General features: G+C 44.2%; 16 protein-coding genes. 11 read left to right on the forward strand and 5 right to left on the reverse strand.

The window, feature by feature from the left end:
* The first annotated feature begins 5 nt into the window (after positions 1-5).
* From AB4249_RS07910 to cobB, 11 genes are all read left to right on the forward strand, one after another.
* Positions 6-467: a DUF3305 domain-containing protein gene (locus tag AB4249_RS07910; RefSeq protein WP_372102759.1), complete on the forward strand. Its 462-nt coding sequence runs from the start codon at positions 6-8 to the stop codon at positions 465-467.
* A complete protein-coding gene (locus AB4249_RS07915) occupies positions 457-1140 on the forward strand; it encodes a DUF3306 domain-containing protein (RefSeq protein ID WP_102320204.1) in 684 nt (227 codons plus the stop codon). Before AB4249_RS07910 ends, AB4249_RS07915 begins: the two co-directional genes overlap by 11 nt.
* Positions 1141-1439: 299 nt before the next feature.
* Positions 1440-3107, forward strand: a complete 1668-nt coding sequence (locus AB4249_RS07920; protein WP_372058650.1) for a 4Fe-4S dicluster domain-containing protein — start codon at positions 1440-1442, stop codon at positions 3105-3107.
* A gap of 9 nt (positions 3108-3116) precedes the next feature.
* Positions 3117-3755, forward strand: coding sequence for a molecular chaperone (locus tag AB4249_RS07925; protein ID WP_372102761.1), 639 nt, complete (start codon positions 3117-3119; stop codon positions 3753-3755).
* A gap of 76 nt (positions 3756-3831) precedes the next feature.
* Positions 3832-4032 carry a twin-arginine translocation signal domain-containing protein gene (locus AB4249_RS07930; RefSeq protein ID WP_181258778.1) on the forward strand — a complete coding sequence of 67 codons (201 nt, stop codon included), beginning with the start codon at positions 3832-3834 and terminating at the stop codon, positions 4030-4032.
* A 10-nt stretch (positions 4033-4042) separates the two neighbouring features.
* On the forward strand, positions 4043-6898 hold the full coding sequence (locus tag AB4249_RS07935) for a formate dehydrogenase subunit alpha (protein WP_372102763.1): 2856 nt from the start codon (positions 4043-4045) through the stop codon (positions 6896-6898).
* An 11-nt stretch (positions 6899-6909) separates the two neighbouring features.
* Positions 6910-7518 (forward strand): formate dehydrogenase FDH3 subunit beta, encoded by a 609-nt coding sequence (fdh3B, locus tag AB4249_RS07940; RefSeq protein ID WP_004742271.1) that lies wholly within the window; start codon positions 6910-6912, stop codon positions 7516-7518.
* 13 nt (positions 7519-7531) lie between these two features.
* The gene (locus AB4249_RS07945; RefSeq protein ID WP_372102765.1) at positions 7532-8605 is read left to right on the forward strand and encodes a formate dehydrogenase subunit gamma; all 1074 of its coding nucleotides are present in this window, start codon (positions 7532-7534) and stop codon (positions 8603-8605) included.
* Positions 8589-9005: a hypothetical protein gene (locus tag AB4249_RS07950; RefSeq protein WP_017077240.1), complete on the forward strand. Its 417-nt coding sequence runs from the start codon at positions 8589-8591 to the stop codon at positions 9003-9005. Before AB4249_RS07945 ends, AB4249_RS07950 begins: the two co-directional genes overlap by 17 nt.
* 376 nt (positions 9006-9381) lie before the next feature.
* Positions 9382-10602: an ammonium transporter gene (locus AB4249_RS07955; RefSeq protein WP_102320202.1), complete on the forward strand. Its 1221-nt coding sequence runs from the start codon at positions 9382-9384 to the stop codon at positions 10600-10602.
* A gap of 256 nt (positions 10603-10858) precedes the next feature.
* Positions 10859-11593: a Sir2 family NAD+-dependent deacetylase gene (gene cobB, locus AB4249_RS07960; protein ID WP_017063867.1), complete on the forward strand. Its 735-nt coding sequence runs from the start codon at positions 10859-10861 to the stop codon at positions 11591-11593.
* 94 nt (positions 11594-11687) lie between these two features.
* On the opposite strand, the gene AB4249_RS07965 is transcribed toward cobB, so the two are convergent.
* The 5 genes from AB4249_RS07965 to potA form a co-directional block, all read right to left on the reverse strand.
* On the reverse strand, positions 11688-12725 hold the full coding sequence (locus AB4249_RS07965) for an extracellular solute-binding protein (protein ID WP_017059627.1): 1038 nt from the start codon (positions 12723-12725) through the stop codon (positions 11688-11690).
* Between the two features lie 210 nt (positions 12726-12935).
* The gene (locus AB4249_RS07970; protein WP_017059628.1) at positions 12936-13970 is read right to left on the reverse strand and encodes an extracellular solute-binding protein; all 1035 of its coding nucleotides are present in this window, start codon (positions 13968-13970) and stop codon (positions 12936-12938) included.
* 149 nt (positions 13971-14119) lie between these two features.
* Positions 14120-14890, reverse strand: coding sequence for a spermidine/putrescine ABC transporter permease PotC (potC, locus tag AB4249_RS07975; RefSeq protein ID WP_017059629.1), 771 nt, complete (start codon positions 14888-14890; stop codon positions 14120-14122).
* On the reverse strand, positions 14890-15747 hold the full coding sequence (potB, locus tag AB4249_RS07980; protein WP_017059630.1) for a spermidine/putrescine ABC transporter permease PotB: 858 nt from the start codon (positions 15745-15747) through the stop codon (positions 14890-14892). Before potB ends, potC begins: the two co-directional genes overlap by 1 nt.
* On the reverse strand, positions 15731-16846 hold the full coding sequence (gene potA / locus AB4249_RS07985; RefSeq protein WP_017059631.1) for a spermidine/putrescine ABC transporter ATP-binding protein PotA: 1116 nt from the start codon (positions 16844-16846) through the stop codon (positions 15731-15733). The genes potB and potA overlap by 17 nt, the downstream gene beginning before the upstream one ends.
* Positions 16847-17080: the final 234 nt, after the last annotated feature.

The following is a 17080-nucleotide window of genomic DNA, read 5'->3' on the forward strand; positions in this document are numbered from 1 at the left end:
GAAGTATGTCTGAGATAAAAGAATTCAAAGAACAATATGAAAAAACAGAAGCAGCTTGGCCAATCGGTGTCCAAAGAATAGAGAAAGAGATCAAAACTGGCATTTGGGTAACAACTCAATGGGAACTCATCGGTTTTGAATTATCACCTGAAAATGAAACCCCAGACGTATGTTTGCTTCAGTTGCACAAAGACGAACGTACCGACTACCGCTTCAATCTAAGCTCTCAGCAACCTAAGCTATTCTTAGTTATGGATAATGTTGACTCCGGTAAACCTATTATTCAATTACTGACAGCATCACAAACAGTCGCAGGCCAATACATGGACGGAGATAACCAAGTATTGTCTTACGACATGCCATTGCCTGTACAAGCTTGGATGGAAGCATTCATCGGTCGTCATGGCGAGTTATTAGAAGCAAGACGTAAGAAACGTAAAGGCGCGGGTCGATCAAATGGCAACTAACTTTTTTAGCCGTTGGTCTCAACGAAAGCTTGATGAATCAACCGACCAACCTTTAGAAGCGCAACAAACGCTTGAGGAAACTGAGCTTACTTCCACTGAGGCTTCGTCTGCTGCTTCATCTATAGACGCAGAAACATCGGAGTCACTAGAACGTGGAACTTTGGAAAAAGAGTCTCCAGAACACGCTGTCGATTCTCAAACTATTGACTCTCAGGAGATAGCATCAGAAACGACTGAAGACTTGTCTGTTGCTCAATTATTGGTGTCAGAAGCTTCAGAAAGCGTAAAAAAAGCGGCATTGCGTAAATTATTCCTCTCAGAAGAATTCAACGTTCGTGATGGTTTAGATGATTACGACGACGATTACAGTAATTTGAAGTCTCTTTCTGAAGGGGTTGCGGAAACCTTGCGTGATTGGGTTAAAGACAAAACGGAAGAAGAAACTGCGCCAGAAGAAGAGCAAATCATTGATAATAAAGACGAAGGTGAAGTTTTAGAAAATTCTGAAAGCGATCTTGAGGTATCTGATAATAAACTTGAAACGTCAGAAAGTGCCGAAATAACCGAACAAGAAAAAGAACTGTATAAAAACACAGTATCGGATAATAACGCTACAATGTCAGACGAAGCAGACCTGAAAGAGGTGGGACAAAATATACCACACAAAGAATAGGTACATTTTGACTAAACACTCAATGAACCGCTTGCGACAAAATGTCCCAAGCGGTTTTTTTATACGCACAATAAACGTTATATAGGATTAAATCACTGAAATATAAGGCATATTAAATTGGCATGGCATTTGCAAAATAACGTTCATTATCAACTTTTTTGTAGATAGATGAGTTCACGGTCTGACGAACGACACACTGGCTAAAGGGTTAGTTGTTAACGGATTACTCAGCAAGTTCTCTCTCGCTTACTACAATAAAGGTTGAACAGATTATCCATGTCCAAAGATGGAACTGAGCAATGCTTAAACAATTATTAGAACAAGCAAATTCAAATAACGCTAAAGCAAGACTGTATGCATTTGAAAATACAGTTGAGTTAACAAATCTGATTCCACCTACTGTTAGCTACGAAAGCGGCGGTAATACACTTGTTATTGGTCCAACTGCGATCATTGAAAGTGCTGCGGCGCAATTACCTCAGTTAACAAGCCTAACACTGCTTTCGACAGATGGTGTGAAGGCAACGAATACTGAGTCAGAGCTTTACTACGCAAATGCTGTTCAGGTTTCAGGGTTCCTTGGTACGTTCGAAGTTCTAATCGAAAACAAAGGCCGAACCAATAACCTTGCAAAAGTAGCAATCAATCATGACTGTTTTGATGTGGTTTTGGACTTATGTCTGAATAGCTGCATGACTGAAGAAGTGCCTGTTCCTGGTTATTACCCAGTAGGTCGTGGTTATCCAAAACTGGCTGAAGCGTTAGAAGAAATTCCTACGTTAATGGGCACGTTTGATAAGCCTAAGTTCTTCCGTTTGGACACAGACCTATGTGCACACAGTTCTCGTGGTGTTAAAGGTTGTGAGCGTTGTGTTGATGCTTGTCCTGCTGGTGCACTTTCAAGTGAAGGCTCAGATAAGACGGGTCATAAGATCGAGATTAACCCGTACCTATGTCAAGGCGTGGGTACCTGTGCAACGAGCTGTCCGACAGAAGCTATCTCTTACGCATTACCTAACCCTGACGATACTCAAAAATTCATTGAACGTACGCTAGCTAACTACGAGCAAGCGGGTGGTCTGGATCCAATCGTACTTATCTGTAGCTCACGTCATGAGACTTACAACGTGATGGCTCTTAAAGCGCTACCAGATAACGTGATTCCAATTGTCGTAGAAGAACTGCCATCTATTGGTATCGATACTTGGTTTGCAGCTTTAGTTAATGGCGCAACTCAGGTTCTGTTTGCCGCATCTCGCTTTATGCCAGAAACGATCATTCGTGTTCTAAATAACGAAGTAGGGATTGCTCAAGAACTACTAGATCAAATCGGTATTCCAAAAGAAACCATCGATATTCTGTACTTAGAATCTCTACGTGAATGTCCTCCAACACTTTGTGTGGATTCATTCGACCTTGCACTTGGCGATCTTCAAGGCAACAAGCGCCAACGTCTATTTACAGCACTTGATGCGATGTCTTCAGCTCGTATTCCTGTTGAGAACATTGTTGAGCTTCCGTCAAACGCACCTTACGGCAACGTTTCGTGTGATAGCAAAGATTGTACGTTATGTATGAGCTGTGTGGCTGTGTGTCCGACACGTGCACTTCATACCGACGGGGCTTCTCCATCACTTAAATTTGTAGAACAAGACTGTATTCAATGTGGCTTGTGTGAAAAGGCATGTCCTGAAAATGTTCTGACTCTTACGCCTCGTATGAACTGGGTAAAAGAAGAACGTCAAAAAGCAGTTGTGATTCATGAAGAGAAAGCTGCGGAATGTGTACGTTGCCATAAACCATTCGCACCTCAGTCTATGATTGACATGTTACAGAACAAGTTACGCGGTCACTCTCACTTTTCAGATGAAGCAGCGATTAATCGTATTGCTATGTGTGAAGACTGCCGTGTGGTGGATATGTTCGATTCAATGGCTCAAGACCCATTGAAACAATTGAAATACTAGGAGTTAGCCTTGGAAACGAATTTGGATCAGGCACAAGAACAGACACTAAGAACTGAGATCTATTTGGTTCTTTCTGCATTGTTCCGTAGCGCACCTTCTGAAGAGGTCATTGATTTCCTAAAGACGTTAGACATTGAAGCGTCTGAGAGTGCAATGCAAAAAGCTTGGATTGCCATTCAACAAGCGGCAACGGAATCAAATCGCGAAGCGTTAGAAGACGAATATCAAGATCTGTTCATTGGCATTGGCCGTGGAGAGATAGTTCCATTTGGTTCTTGGCATAGAACTGGCGCCATGATGGAAAAGCCATTAGCAGAAATTCGTCATGACCTAGAGCTTTTAGGCATTGAGCGTGATGATCAAGTGAAAGAGCCAGAAGATCATATCGCTGCGCTTTGTGAAGTAATGGCAATGTTAAGCAATGAAGAAGAAGCGCTACAACAAGCGGTTTTCAATAAGCACCTTGGCCCTTGGTTTAACTCTTTCACGCGTCAACTTGAAGCAGCAGAAAGCGCCAACTTCTACAAATCAGCAGCCCAGCTGTGTGAAGCATTCTTAACGTTAGAACAAGTACGTTTTAGCGTGAATACAAAAAGCAGTAAGCACAAATTAAAGATTGATGTGAAAAACGTCACTGATTACGAGTAATCGAGCAGTACGCGATTATATCGATAGAGGGGCATTAAGCCTCCAAAAAGATCTACCGTAAGGTAAGGAAGCAATGATGAAAGATAATAAAGAAATAAATACAAGCCGTAGGGACTTACTCAAAGGCTTAACAACTGCAGCCGTTGCTGGTGCCGTTGTCGCTGGTACAACCAAAGTGGCAACCGCTTCAGAAACTGTTGAAATGCCTGAAAAAGACGCGAAGAAAACGGGCTATCGCGAAACGCAACATATTCGCGATTACTACGACACACTTTAGGAGATAACGGATGAAACTTGTCAAACGCTCCGATAGTGTGAGCAAAGAAACTAATCAGCTAGGTGTGTCTCGTCGCGCCTTCATGAAAAACACCTCTCTAGCGGCTGGTGGTGCGGTAGTAGGCGCTGGTCTATTCGCTCCGGGTATGATGAAAAAGGCGCAAGCTAAGTCAGTCGACCCTGAAGCGAAAACAGAAGTGAAACGCACTATCTGTTCTCACTGTTCTGTGGGTTGTGGTATTTACGCTGAAGTTCAAAACGGTGTTTGGACGGGTCAAGAGCCTGCATTCGATCACCCATTCAACGCTGGTGGACACTGTGCGAAAGGTGCAGCACTTCGTGAGCACGGCCACGGTGAACGTCGTCTTAAGTACCCAATGAAATTGGAAGGCGGTAAGTGGAAGAAGCTTTCTTGGGAACAAGCGATTGAAGAAATCGGTAACAAAGCGCTAGAACTTCGTAAAGAGTCTGGGCCTGATTCAGTTTACTTCTTGGGTAGTGCAAAACACAGTAATGAACAAGCTTATGCATTCCGTAAGATGGCGTCGCTTTGGGGTACCAACAACGTTGACCACCAAGCACGTATTTGTCACTCAACCACAGTAGCCGGTGTTGCGAACACTTGGGGTTACGGTGCAATGACAAACTCGTTCAATGACATGCACAACTGTAAATCGATGCTGTTCATTGGTTCAAACCCTGCAGAAGCTCACCCGGTTGCGATGCAACACATCCTGATCGCGAAAGAGAAGAACAACTGTAAGATCGTTGTTGCGGATCCTCGTCGTACGCGTACTGCTGCGAAATCTGATCACTATGTATCTCTTCGCCCAGGCTCAGATGTTGCGTTTATCTGGGGTGTGTTATGGCATGTCTTTGCTAACAAATGGGAAGACCAAGAATTCATCCGCCAACGTGTATTCGGCATGGACGAGATCCGTGAAGAAGTTGCAAAGTGGAGCCCAGCAGAAGTTGAGCGTGTAACCGGCGTTAGCGAAGAAGACGTTTACCACACAGCAAAACTGCTTTCTGAAAACCGTCCGGGTTGTATCGTTTGGTGTATGGGTGGTACTCAACACACTACTGGTAACAACAACACGCGTGCTTACTGTGTACTTGAGCTTGCTCTAGGTAACATTGGTAAATCAGGCGGTGGTGCAAACATTTTCCGTGGTCACGATAACGTACAAGGCGCAACTGACCTTGGCGTGCTATCAGACACGCTTCCAGGTTACTACGGTCTGTCTGAAGGTTCTTGGCGCCACTGGTCTAAAGTTTGGGACATCGACTTTGACTGGGTTAAAGGGCGTTTCGACGACAACGCATACGGCGGTCAAAAACCAATGAATAGTGCAGGTATTCCTGTATCTCGTTGGGTTGATGGCGTACTTGAAGACAAAGACAAGATTCGTCAACGCGAAAACATCCGTGCCATGTTCTACTGGGGTCACGCGGTGAACTCTCAGACTCGTGGTCCAGAGATGAAGAAGGCGATGCAGAAGCTGGATATGATGGTTATCGTTGACCCATACCCAACGGTCGCGGCAGTAATGAACGATCGTACCGACGGCGTTTACTTGCTTCCAGCAACCACTCAATTTGAAACCTACGGCAGTGTAACGGCGTCAAACCGTTCTCTACAATGGCGTGACAAAGTGGTTGATCCTCTGTTCGAATCTAAGCCTGACCACGAAATCATGTACCTTCTTTCTAAGAAGCTTGGTTTCTCTGATCAGCTGTTCAAAAACATCCGTGTTGAGAACAACCAACCATTGATTGAAGACATCACTCGTGAATTCAACAAAGGTATGTGGACGATCGGTTACACAGGTCAAAGCCCAGAGCGTTTGAAAGAACACCAACAAAATTGGCACACATTCCACAAAACGTCTCTAGAAGCAGAAGGCGGTCCAGCAAATGGCGAGACTTACGGTCTACCTTGGCCATGTTGGGGCACACCAGAGATGAAACATCCGGGTACACACATCCTTTACGATACGTCTAAGACGGTTGCTGAAGGTGGTGGTAACTTCCGTACTCGTTTTGGTGTTGAGTTTGAAGGTCAAAGCCTACTGGCAGAAGACAGCTACTCGAAAGGCTGTGAGATCAAAGACGGCTACCCAGAGTTCAGTGACAAACTACTGAAACAACTGGGTTGGTGGGATGATCTAACTGCAGAAGAGAAAGCGGCTGCTGAAGGCAAAAACTGGAAGACTGACGTTTCAGGTGGTATCCAACGTGTGGCAATTAAACACGGCTGTATCCCATTTGGTAATGCGAAAGCACGTGCGATTGTTTGGACATTCCCAGACCGTGTACCACTGCACCGTGAGCCACTTTACACGCCACGTCGCGACCTAGTTGCTGATTACCCAACGTGGGACGACAAAGAAGCTATCTTCCGTGTTCCTACGCTTTACAAGTCGATTCAAGAGCAAGACAAATCTGGCGAATACCCGATTATCCTGACCTCTGGTCGTTTGGTTGAGTACGAAGGTGGTGGTGAAGAAACCCGTTCTAACCCTTGGCTAGCAGAACTACAGCAAGAGATGTTTGTTGAAGTGAACCCGAAAGATGCAAACGACATCGGCTTTAAAGACGGTGACGATGTTTGGGTTGAGGGTGCAGAGAAGGGCCGTATTAAGGTGAAAGCGATGGTTACACGTCGTGTGAAACCGGGTCTGGCATTCATCCCATTCCACTTCGGTGGTAAGTTCCAAGGCGAAGATTTGCGTTCTAAATACCCAGAAGGCACTGATCCTTACGTTATTGGTGAAGCTGCTAACACAGCAACCACATACGGTTACGACCCTGTCACGTTGATGCAGGAAACGAAAGTAACCCTTTGTAATATTCGTAAAGCGTAAGGAGTCTTAAAATGGCTAGAATGAAATTTCTTTGTGACACCAAGCGTTGTATCGAATGTAACGGTTGTGTCACTGCATGTAAGAATGAAAATGATGATGCTCTGGAATGGGGTATTCAACGTCGTCGCGTTGTGACACTGAACGATGGCGAACCAGGTGAAAACTCTATCTCAGTAGCGTGTATGCACTGTACTGATGCCCCTTGTATGGCAGTTTGCCCGGCAGACTGTTTTGAACATACGGAAGACGGCATCGTACTTCACAATAAAGATCTGTGTATCGGTTGTGGTTACTGCTTGTTTGCTTGTCCGTTTGGCGCACCTCAATTTCCTAAACAGGAAGCCTTTGGTGAGCGCGGTAAGATGGACAAGTGTACCTTCTGTGCTGGCGGCCCAGAAACAGAGCCAGGTTCTGTTGAAGAGCGTCAAAAATACGGTGCGAACCGTATTGCTGAAGGCAAACTGCCAATGTGTGCTTCGCTTTGTTCAACTAAGGCACTGCTAGCGGGTGACGCAGAGAAAGTTTCTGATGTTTTCCGTCAGCGTGTTGTTGAACGTGGTGCGAAAGGTGCAGGTTGGACAGACGGCAACGACCTTTCTTACGATGCGACTAAGAGCTAAGTAGGAGAGACATATGCTTACAATGTTTAAGCGTCTCTTCCTTGTAGTGCTGCCAATGTTGGCAGCACTAACAATGCTTTCTCCTATGAGTCATGCATCTGAGACGAACTCATCACAAACTCAATCGAGCTCTGCTCAACGAGAAATCACACAACTTGCTGGCGCTGATTTTTGGCGACAAGTAAGAAACGGTGAAGAAGGTTACACCACATCTCAATCGGCTGAGCACGGTGTGTTGATCAGTACCCCAGGTCAAACGTGGTACATATTGAAAGAGAAGTGGATGTCACCAGCCGGTGCTGTCGCTATCTTTGGCAGTATTGCTTTCGTTACTCTAATGTACGTTGTGATTGGCCCATTAATGCTGAGTGCGCCAAGAACAGGCCGTAAGATCAAACGTTGGTCTCGACTAGACCGTGCCTTGCACTGGAGTATGGCGTTTACCTTCTTAACACTGGCGTTCAGTGGTTTGATGTTGGTTTACGGTAAGCACTTCTTGAAGCCGTACATTCCAACAGACCTTTGGGGCTTCATCGTTCTATTGGCGAAGCAATACCACAACTACATCGGCCCGATTTTCTATGTGCTGTTGATGGCTGTTCTCATCAAGTGGTGGCGCAAGTCTATTTTCAAGATGGTCGATGTACAGTGGTTCATGAAACTGGGTGGTATGGTCGGGAAACATAAAGGTTCTCATCCATCTGCAGAGTTTTCGAACGCGGGTGAAAAAGCGCTATTTTGGCTGCTTATCGTTATGGGCAGTGTCGCAGCAATCAGTGGCTTGGTGTTAGATTTCCCAATCTTTGGCCAAACACGACGTGATATGGAGCTTTCAAACCTAGTCCACATGTTGGCTGCTCTGATCCTTATCTGTGGCTTTGTGTTCCACATCTACATCGGCTTGTTCGGTATGGAAGGTGCACTTGAGGGTATGGTGACAGGCGAAGTTGATGAAACTTGGGCTAAAGAGCACCATGACCTTTGGTACAAAGAAGTGATGGAACAAGAGAAAAGCGGCGCTGAACAAAGCGCAAACGTAGCAATAGAGAAAACCGAAGAGGTGAATAAGAATGAACAAACCTCATAAAGGTATTTGGGTCGCTTACATCCTAAGCTGCTTTACACCATTTACTTGTCTTCTCTCTGGTGTGGTCGCGATTATCTACGCAGGCTATCGTTTAGATAAAGGGGAAGACGGCGAAGTAGTGGATACGCATTATTACGGCTTGATTCGCTCTTTCTTCTTGAACCTGACGTTCTTTGTTGTGCTTATCGTCACGGTAGCGACCTCTAATGGCGTGTTGATCGGTGTGAACGATTACTGGTATCAAAACCATATTATCGATGACATCGCTTACTACATCCCATACGTAGGCATGTTGTTTGGTGGTGTAGCGATTGTGGTGTGGTTTATTCGTATGTATCAAGGCATGCAGCGCTTAAGTCAAAACCTACCGCAAAGCCCGACAACAGGGCCAAACCTGTAGTCGAGTATCGGCTCACTAGATAGCGAATTATCTAGCACAATAGTCCTTTTGAAAGCCCAATGATTTCGGTCATTGGGCTTTTTGTTTCTAATCAGCAACGAAACTTAATGAAGCATAGTATTGACCGCTTCAATATGGTGCAACTCCCTTAATTGGTGCAATTCTTGTTTCCATTTTCACGCTCATTAAGAACCAAGAAAGTGCACCGATAAATTTATTATCAATTAATCAGTAAGTTAAAAGCAAAAACTGTTGCACGAAAATTACACCACACACTTGGAACGCATCTTGCGTTCACTGTTGAGTCTTTAATTAATTACAACATTGAATCGCACGATATCAGTGCAAATCAGATAAAGCGAAGGAGAATGCTTTAATGAGTGAAACGGTGACTCAAGTTCATAGTGCAGTACAAACCCTTACCCAAAGTTCAGATACTTTATTCCTATTACTCGGCGCAATCATGGTCTTCCTGATGCACGCTGGCTTTGCGTTTCTCGAAGTCGGTACCGTGCGAAAGAAGAACCAAGTCAACGCGCTGGTTAAGATCCTTTCCGACTTTGGTGTCTCCGCCATTGCTTACTTCTTTATCGGTTACTGGGTTGCTTACGGTGCACACTTTTTTGCAGACGCAGAAACACTTTCGCAAGGCAACGGATATGAACTGGTTAAGTTCTTCTTCCTAATGACATTCGCAGCGGCAATTCCTGCGATTGTTTCTGGTGGTATCGCAGAGCGTGCTCGTTTCTATCCAATTTTGATTGCGACACTGTTTACGGTTGGTTTCATCTATCCATTTTTTGAAGGCATCATTTGGAACGGCAACTTTGGATTCCAAGATTGGCTAGAAGGTCAGTTTGGTTACGTGTTCCATGACTTCGCAGGCTCGGTAGTGGTTCACGGCGTAGGTGGTTGGATTGCTTTGGTCGCAGTTTACTTCTTAGGGATGCGTAAAGGTCGAATCCGTGCAGGCAAACACACCAACTTCGCACCATCGAATATCCCATTCTTAGCACTAGGCTCTTGGATCTTATGTGTGGGTTGGTTTGGCTTTAACGTGATGTCAGCTCAAGCGATCAATGGCATCAGCGGTCTCGTGGCAATGAACTCTCTCATGGCCATGGTTGGCGGTATTCTTGCGGCTCTAATTGCAGGTAAAAATGACCCGGGCTTCATCCACAATGGTCCTTTGGCTGGTCTCGTCGCTATCTGTGCGGGCTCAGATTTGATGCACCCACTTGGCGCTTTGGTGACGGGCGGTGTGGCAGGTGCGCTGTTTGTTTACCTATTTACTTATATGCAAAACAAAACACAGATTGATGATGTATTAGGTGTATGGCCTCTACACGGCATATGTGGCGCTTGGGGTGGCATTGCAGCGGGTATCTTCGGCTCGCAAACATTCTGGGGGCTAGGGGGCGTGAGCTTTGCTTCTCAAGTTGTCGGTACACTAGCGGGCATTGCTGTGGCTTTGATTGGCGCAATGATTGTTTATGGTGTGTTGAGCAAACTAACAGGCCTACGCTTAAGTGAAGAAGATGAATTCAACGGTGCGGATCTTTCTATCCATAAGATCTCTTCTATCAACGAAGACTAACGTTGTTCACTTGGTGGGGTAAAGCACATCAAGTAGACAACTGTTGAACAGAACTAAGCGGCTTCGGTCGCTTTTTTGTTTCTATGGATAGCAAAACAGAGAATTTGAGTAACAACAACCACAACTATCAAGCGAGTTATGTCACAAATAGCCAATGAATTCAGTTGCCTAAGACTATGGTCTAATCCCCAAAACTATTGTTGGAATTTGAACAGTGCTAAGCTGTTACAAAGTGACATATCTAAAAGGACGTTATATGCATTTCCCATATCGAAATATCGTAATTCTTACTGGCGCTGGCATCTCTGCAGAGTCGGGGATACAAACATTCCGAGCACAAGACGGGCTATGGGAAAACCACAAAATCGAAGATGTAGCGACGCCTGAAGGGTTCGCAAAAGATCCTGACTTGGTACAAGCCTTCTATAACAAGCGTCGTCACGGCCTGCAAAGTGAGAGCATTCAGCCCAATTCAGCCCACAAGGCGCTAGGAGAGCTCGAAGACAAGCTTGATGGCAAAGTTACCATCATTACTCAAAACATCGACAATTTGCACGAGAGAGGCGGTAGCAACAACATTATTCACATGCATGGTGAACTTTTAAAAGCGCGTTGCAGTGAATCCAATCAAGTTGTAGAGCACAAAGGCGATATTGAAACGGGTGAACTTTGTCATTGCTGCCAAATCCCTGCACAAATGCGTCCACATATTGTTTGGTTTGGCGAAATGCCACTAAGAATGGGCGACATTTATTCCGCACTGGAAGAAGCGGATCTGTTTATCTCTATCGGAACTTCAGGTGTTGTTTATCCAGCGGCAGGCTTTGTTCACGATGCGAAAATGCATGGTGCACATACTATCGAGATAAACCTCGAACCAAGTGCGGTTGAAAGTGAATTTGAAGAGAAGCGCTACGGCAAGGCGAGTATCGAGGTGCCTAAACTGGTTGGCGAGTTATTATGTACAGAGAAAGGTTCTTTAACGGCCTAAGCCTTGTCTTTAATAACACACATCAGTTTCTGAATCTGAAAAAATAAAGCGGCTTACGCCGCTTTATTTACTTAACTTCTTAACTAACAATAACTTAGTTGTTTACTTTAAGTTTTTGGAAGTACTCGTCATAAATAACGCTCGCTTCACCAACTTCATCTTGCCACACACCGTTATCCATCACTGATTGTGGTGGGAAAACGTTCTTGTCTTCAGCAAATTCTTTAGGAAGAAGAGGGTAAGCGGTTTTAACTGGTGTCGGGTAACCGATCTCTAGAGCAATTTTCGCAGCGTTCTCTGGGCGAAGAAGGAAGTCGATCATCTTATGAGCCGCTTCAGTGTTCTTAGCGCCTGCTGGAATTGCTAGGCTGTCCATCCAGAAGATAGCGCCTTTTTCTGGCCAGATAATGTCAATCGTTGCGCCTTCTTGGCGTGCCATGTAAGCAGAACCATTCCAAAGCATACCAAGAGACACTTCACCTGCTAGGTAAGGGTTCGCTGGGAAATCTGAGTTAAATACCAATACGTTTGGCATTAGCTTACGAAGTTCTTCGTAGGCTTCTTTGATTTCTTCAGGGTTAGTCGTGTTTGGAGAGTAGCCCAGTTTAGATAGAGCGATATGGAAAACCTCACGAGAGTCATCCATCATCATCAGTTGACCTTCCCACTGCGTATCCCACAGATCGCCCCAGTTTTTAACTGAAGACTTGTCTAGCATGTCTGAGTTGATACCAATACCCGTCGCACCCCAGATGTATGGGATTGAGTAGTTGTTATTTGGGTCAAATGGCTTATCTAAGTAATTTGGATCCAAATCTGCAAAGTGGCTTAGCTTGGTTTTATCAAGCTCTTGAAGCATGCCTTCTTTACGCATCTTAGAAACGAAGTAAGTAGAAGGAACCACTAAGTCGTAACCCGTACCTTGAGTTTTTAACTTAGCGTACATGCTTTCGTTAGACTCATAAGTTGAGTAGTAGACTTTAATGCCCGTCTCTTCTGTGAAGTCTTCTAGTACTTCATTTGGAATATATTCAGACCAGTTGTAAAAATACAGTTCTTGGTCAGCTGCGAAAGAGGGTGTAGAAAGTAAAGTAGCAGCACACAATGCGCCGGTATACAGTGTTTTTTTCATTACTGTTCCGTTCATTTGTTTGATTTGGAGCTGGGTAGTGAACCCAAGGTAAAGGATTTCGAAAAATCGCGCTATATTATAGCAGCGATATAATAAAATAGGCAGCCTAAGCTGCCTATTCATTGATATTCTTATTTTTAACTTATTGATTATCTACGTTGACCTGTTAAGTAAACTGGTTACTTAGCCACAGTTAGATAATAAGCTAAATTACTGACCTGCTTTAAGTTTCATGAAGTAATCTTCGTACTTCACTGTCTTATCGCCAACCGCAGCTTGCCATTCAACACGATCAAGGTCTTCTTGCGATGGGAATAGCGCAGGGCTATCTTTGAACTTCTCGTTAGACGCTTTAACGGCCGTTAGGTAGCCTGTGTCACGAGAAATTTGCTCAGCAATTTCAGGGCGAAGTAGGAAATCAATCATCTTATGAGCTGCTTCTACGTTTACCGCACCAGAGCTAATCGCAAAGTTATCAACCCAACCGATACCGCCTTCTTTAGGGAAAACCAGTTTGATTGGTAGACCTTCGTTTTGCGCTGCAGCAGCAGAACCGTTCCACAGCATACCAAGACCCACTTCACCAGACATGTAAGGCGCGCCTGGGTTATCTGAGTTAAATACTAGAACGTTTGGCATAAGCTTTTGTAGCTCAGCGTACGCTTCGTCGATCTCTTTTTCGTTGGTTGTGTTACCAGAGTAACCTAACTTACGCAGTGCGATGTGGAACACTTCACGAGTGTCGTCCATCATCATCAGTTGACCTTCAAGCTCTGGCTTCCATAGATCAGCCCAGCTTTGGAAATCTTCTGGATCGTACATGTCAGTGTTAACAGCAAGACCTGTGATCGCAACTACGTGTGGAATAGAGTAGTCGTTGCTTGGGTCGTACGGCTTATCTAGATAGTTAGTATCTAGATTCTTGAAGTTGTTCAGCTTAGTTTTGTCGATCTTTTGTAGCATACCTTCGTCACGCATCTTAGATACGAAGTAAGTCGACGGCACAACTAGGTCATAGCCTTTGTTGTGTGTTTTTAGCTTTGCGTACAGGGTTTCGTTCGACTCGTAAGTCGAGTAGATCACCTTGATACCAGTTTCATCAGTGAACTGTTCTAGAATCTCACTGTTGATGTAAGGTCCCCAATTCATGAATACCAATTCTTTGTTATCTTTTGCAAATGATGGTGCAGATAACATTGAAAGCGCACATGCACTACCAGCTAATAGAGTAGCCCATTTTTTCATTGACGTTAGCTCCAAACTAAACGTTGCCCGAAGGCAGTAGATAGAAAAACAGAATAGCAATTTACCATTCTGTTTATGATTAACACTTTTTTTGAACTTGAAGTCTCTTAACTTCTTAATCAAGCCAGTCTCTATATAGAGTAGGAGACTTACTTGATTTTTTCTCTCGCTAATGACTGAGAAATGATCACCAGTATTAACGACACCACTAACATCACTGTTGCTAGGGCGTTTACCTCAGGAGAGATACCCACTTTAACCATTGAGTAAATCTTCAGTGGTAAGATTTCATACGTTGGGCCGGTTACGAAAGAGCTAATGATTACATCGTCCAAAGACAGAGTGAAGCTCAATAACCAACCCGCAGCAACCGCTGGCTTAGCAAGAGGCAGAATGATCTGTTTTAGAATCGTCCATTCACTTGCACCTAAGTCTTTTGCTGCTTCTAGCATCTTCACATCAAAGCCATTCAAGCGACTGTATACCGTTACTACAACAAACGGTAGACAGAAGGTAATGTGAGCAGCAAGTAGGGTAAAGAACCCAAGTTGAACACCCATTACCAAGAATAGCGCAAGAAGCGAAATCGCCATTACGATATCTGGAGACATCATTACGATGAACAGCATGCCATTTACGATGCCTTTACCTTTAAATTGGTAACGGAATAGGGCTACTGCTGTAAGGCTCCCGACAATCGTTGCGGCTGTTGCTGAGAACACCGCTACGTTGATCGAGTGCCACGCAGCCTGCATTAGGCTGTCGTTGTTAATAAGCGCGTCATACCATTTAGTGGTGAAGCCACCCCATTTCATACCAAACTTATTGGCATTAAACGAGTTAGCGATCAATACGATAATAGGTAGGTATAGAAAGGCGTATACCAGCGCCATAAAGCTGAACTTAACTGTGCGCCCCATTAGTCTAGCTCCACTTTCTTGTTCAATAGCTTACCTGCTCGGTAGTAGGCATACAGCATCACAGCCATTGCCATGGTCAGTGCGATACTCGTCGCTGCGCCAAACGGCCAGTCTCGAGCGTTGAGCACTTGGCTCTTAATCACGTTACCAATCAATAGGTTCTTAGCTCCGCCTAATAGGTCAGAGATGTAGAACATACCTAACGCTGGCAGTAGCACTAACAAACAGCCGCCAATAATGCCCGGCATTGTTAGTGGTAGTACCACTTTCAATAGCGTTTGCAGTTTGTTCGCACCTAAATCTTTAGCCGCTTCTAAATACGTATCGTCCAGTTTTTCAATCGCTGAATACAGCGGCAGAATCATAAACGGAAGTAGGATGTACACTAAACCGATCATTACTGCGGTTTCTGAGTACATGATACGTAGCGGTTTATCAATGATATCTAACGCTAACAAGCTTTTGTTCAAGACACCTTGCGTACCCAGTACAATTTTTAATCCGTATGTACGAATCAAAGAGTTCGTCCAGAATGGTACTATCACTAGGAACAACATGATTGGACGCCACTTCGCCGGCATTTTTGCCACGATGTAAGCGAATGGGTAACCAATAATCAAACAAAGTAGGGTTGCGACAATTGCCATATAGAAAGAGTGCATCAACACTTTAAAATACAGCGGGTCAGCCAAACGCACGTAGTTATCGAGAGTGAAGGTCATCTCGATCAAGTTCGCTTCATCACGAGTTAAGAAGCTAGTACCAATGATCATGATGTTTGGAATCATCACGAACAACACTAACCAACCTGTGATTAAAGCAACAATTGCGTTTTGTAAATTAAACTTCTTGCTCATCTTCTAATACCACTTCCCAGCTCTCAACCCAAGTTACTGCAACTTTTTGGCCCAGTGAGTGATCAACATCAGGGTCATCTTCGTTGAAGAATTCGCTAACCATGACACGCATACCAGATTCAAGTTCTACGACTGAATCTAATGTCATGCCTTTATAGGTTCGCTCGACAATGTGGCCAACAATACCGCGTTGCTCTGACTCTTTAATTTCTTCGATTCGAAGATCTTCAGGTCGAAGCAATACTTGCAGTTTTTGACCCGGTGTTACGTCTTTATCGTGATAGATAATGGACTCTTCACCTTCGATTGTCGCAACAATGCGTTTTTCATCTTGACGAGATTTCGCTGTCGCTTCGAATACGTTAATTTCACCAATGAAACGCGCTACAAATAGGTTCTTAGGCTCTTCGTAGATCTCTCTTGGTGTTCCGTCTTGTTCAATCACGCCATCACGCATAACAATAATACGGTCAGACATAGACAGCGCCTCTTCTTGGTCATGCGTTACAAAAATGAACGTGATACCAAGTTGGCGTTGTAATTGTTTCAGCTCGATTTGCATCTGTTTACGTAGTTTGTAATCCAGAGCAGATAGAGATTCATCCAACAAAAGAACTTTAGGCTTATTAACGACAGCACGAGCGATTGCGATACGTTGCTGTTGGCCACCAGATAGCTGGTGTGGCTTTCGTTGTGCCATTTGTTCTAGGCGCACCATTTTCAAAGCATCCATTACACGAGGTTCAATCTCGCTGTTTGGAACTTTCTGCATGCGTAAGCCAAATGCCACATTGTCGAAAACGGTCATATGCGGGAATAGGGCATAGCTTTGGAATACAGTGTTTACATGCCTTTGTTCAGCAGGAACTTGGGTTACGTTTTGTTCAGCTAATAGTATTTGACCACTATCTGCCGTTTCAAAACCCGCAATCATTCTTAGCACGGTTGTTTTACCACAACCTGATGGGCCTAAAATCGTGAGAAACTCACCATGATTTACGTTTAAATCCAGATTGCCGATGACTTCCTTACCATCGAAACTTTTACTGATGCCAGTTAGCTGTACTACTGGCTTTCCTACTGATTTTTTAGCGTTCAACGTCTGTTTTTCTCCACCTTGGTTCTATTTGAGACCTGTTGCTATACACCTTTAAGGCGCGCATCATAATCACCAAAAACGTGAATTCAAAGCATTTTTTACCTTTCGAAGATAAAAAATTTCGCAGGTAAAAGTAAACATCCTTTACCATACTGTTATTTACTGGGTTTACACCCTAACAAGTGTCTAATTATTAACCATCAAGACGCAAAAGCAAGCCTTGTTACAGATTCA

It is taken from the genome of Vibrio sp. 10N.261.55.F4 (genome assembly GCF_041470465.1).
Lineage (GTDB): Bacteria > Pseudomonadota > Gammaproteobacteria > Enterobacterales > Vibrionaceae > Vibrio > Vibrio crassostreae_C.

What these genes read in the sequence shown, in the direction of transcription:
- AB4249_RS07935 (WP_372102763.1), top strand. Translation starts at nt 4,043, where the DNA reads ATGAAACTTGTCAAACGCTCCGATAGTGTGAGCAAAGAAACTAATCAG.
- AB4249_RS07930 (WP_181258778.1), top strand. Translation starts at nt 3,832, where the DNA reads ATGAAAGATAATAAAGAAATAAATACAAGCCGTAGGGACTTACTCAAA.
- AB4249_RS07970 (WP_017059628.1), bottom strand. Translation starts at nt 13,970, where the DNA reads ATGAAAAAATGGGCTACTCTATTAGCTGGTAGTGCATGTGCGCTTTCA.
- AB4249_RS07955 (WP_102320202.1), top strand. Translation starts at nt 9,382, where the DNA reads ATGAGTGAAACGGTGACTCAAGTTCATAGTGCAGTACAAACCCTTACC.
- potC (WP_017059629.1), bottom strand. Translation starts at nt 14,890, where the DNA reads ATGGGGCGCACAGTTAAGTTCAGCTTTATGGCGCTGGTATACGCCTTT.
- fdh3B (WP_004742271.1), top strand. Translation starts at nt 6,910, where the DNA reads ATGGCTAGAATGAAATTTCTTTGTGACACCAAGCGTTGTATCGAATGT.
- AB4249_RS07965 (WP_017059627.1), bottom strand. Translation starts at nt 12,725, where the DNA reads ATGAAAAAAACACTGTATACCGGCGCATTGTGTGCTGCTACTTTACTT.
- AB4249_RS07915 (WP_102320204.1), top strand. Translation starts at nt 457, where the DNA reads ATGGCAACTAACTTTTTTAGCCGTTGGTCTCAACGAAAGCTTGATGAA.
- AB4249_RS07950 (WP_017077240.1), top strand. Translation starts at nt 8,589, where the DNA reads ATGAACAAACCTCATAAAGGTATTTGGGTCGCTTACATCCTAAGCTGC.
- AB4249_RS07920 (WP_372058650.1), top strand. Translation starts at nt 1,440, where the DNA reads ATGCTTAAACAATTATTAGAACAAGCAAATTCAAATAACGCTAAAGCA.
- potB (WP_017059630.1), bottom strand. Translation starts at nt 15,747, where the DNA reads ATGAGCAAGAAGTTTAATTTACAAAACGCAATTGTTGCTTTAATCACA.
- AB4249_RS07945 (WP_372102765.1), top strand. Translation starts at nt 7,532, where the DNA reads ATGCTTACAATGTTTAAGCGTCTCTTCCTTGTAGTGCTGCCAATGTTG.
- AB4249_RS07910 (WP_372102759.1), top strand. Translation starts at nt 6, where the DNA reads ATGTCTGAGATAAAAGAATTCAAAGAACAATATGAAAAAACAGAAGCA.
- cobB (WP_017063867.1), top strand. Translation starts at nt 10,859, where the DNA reads ATGCATTTCCCATATCGAAATATCGTAATTCTTACTGGCGCTGGCATC.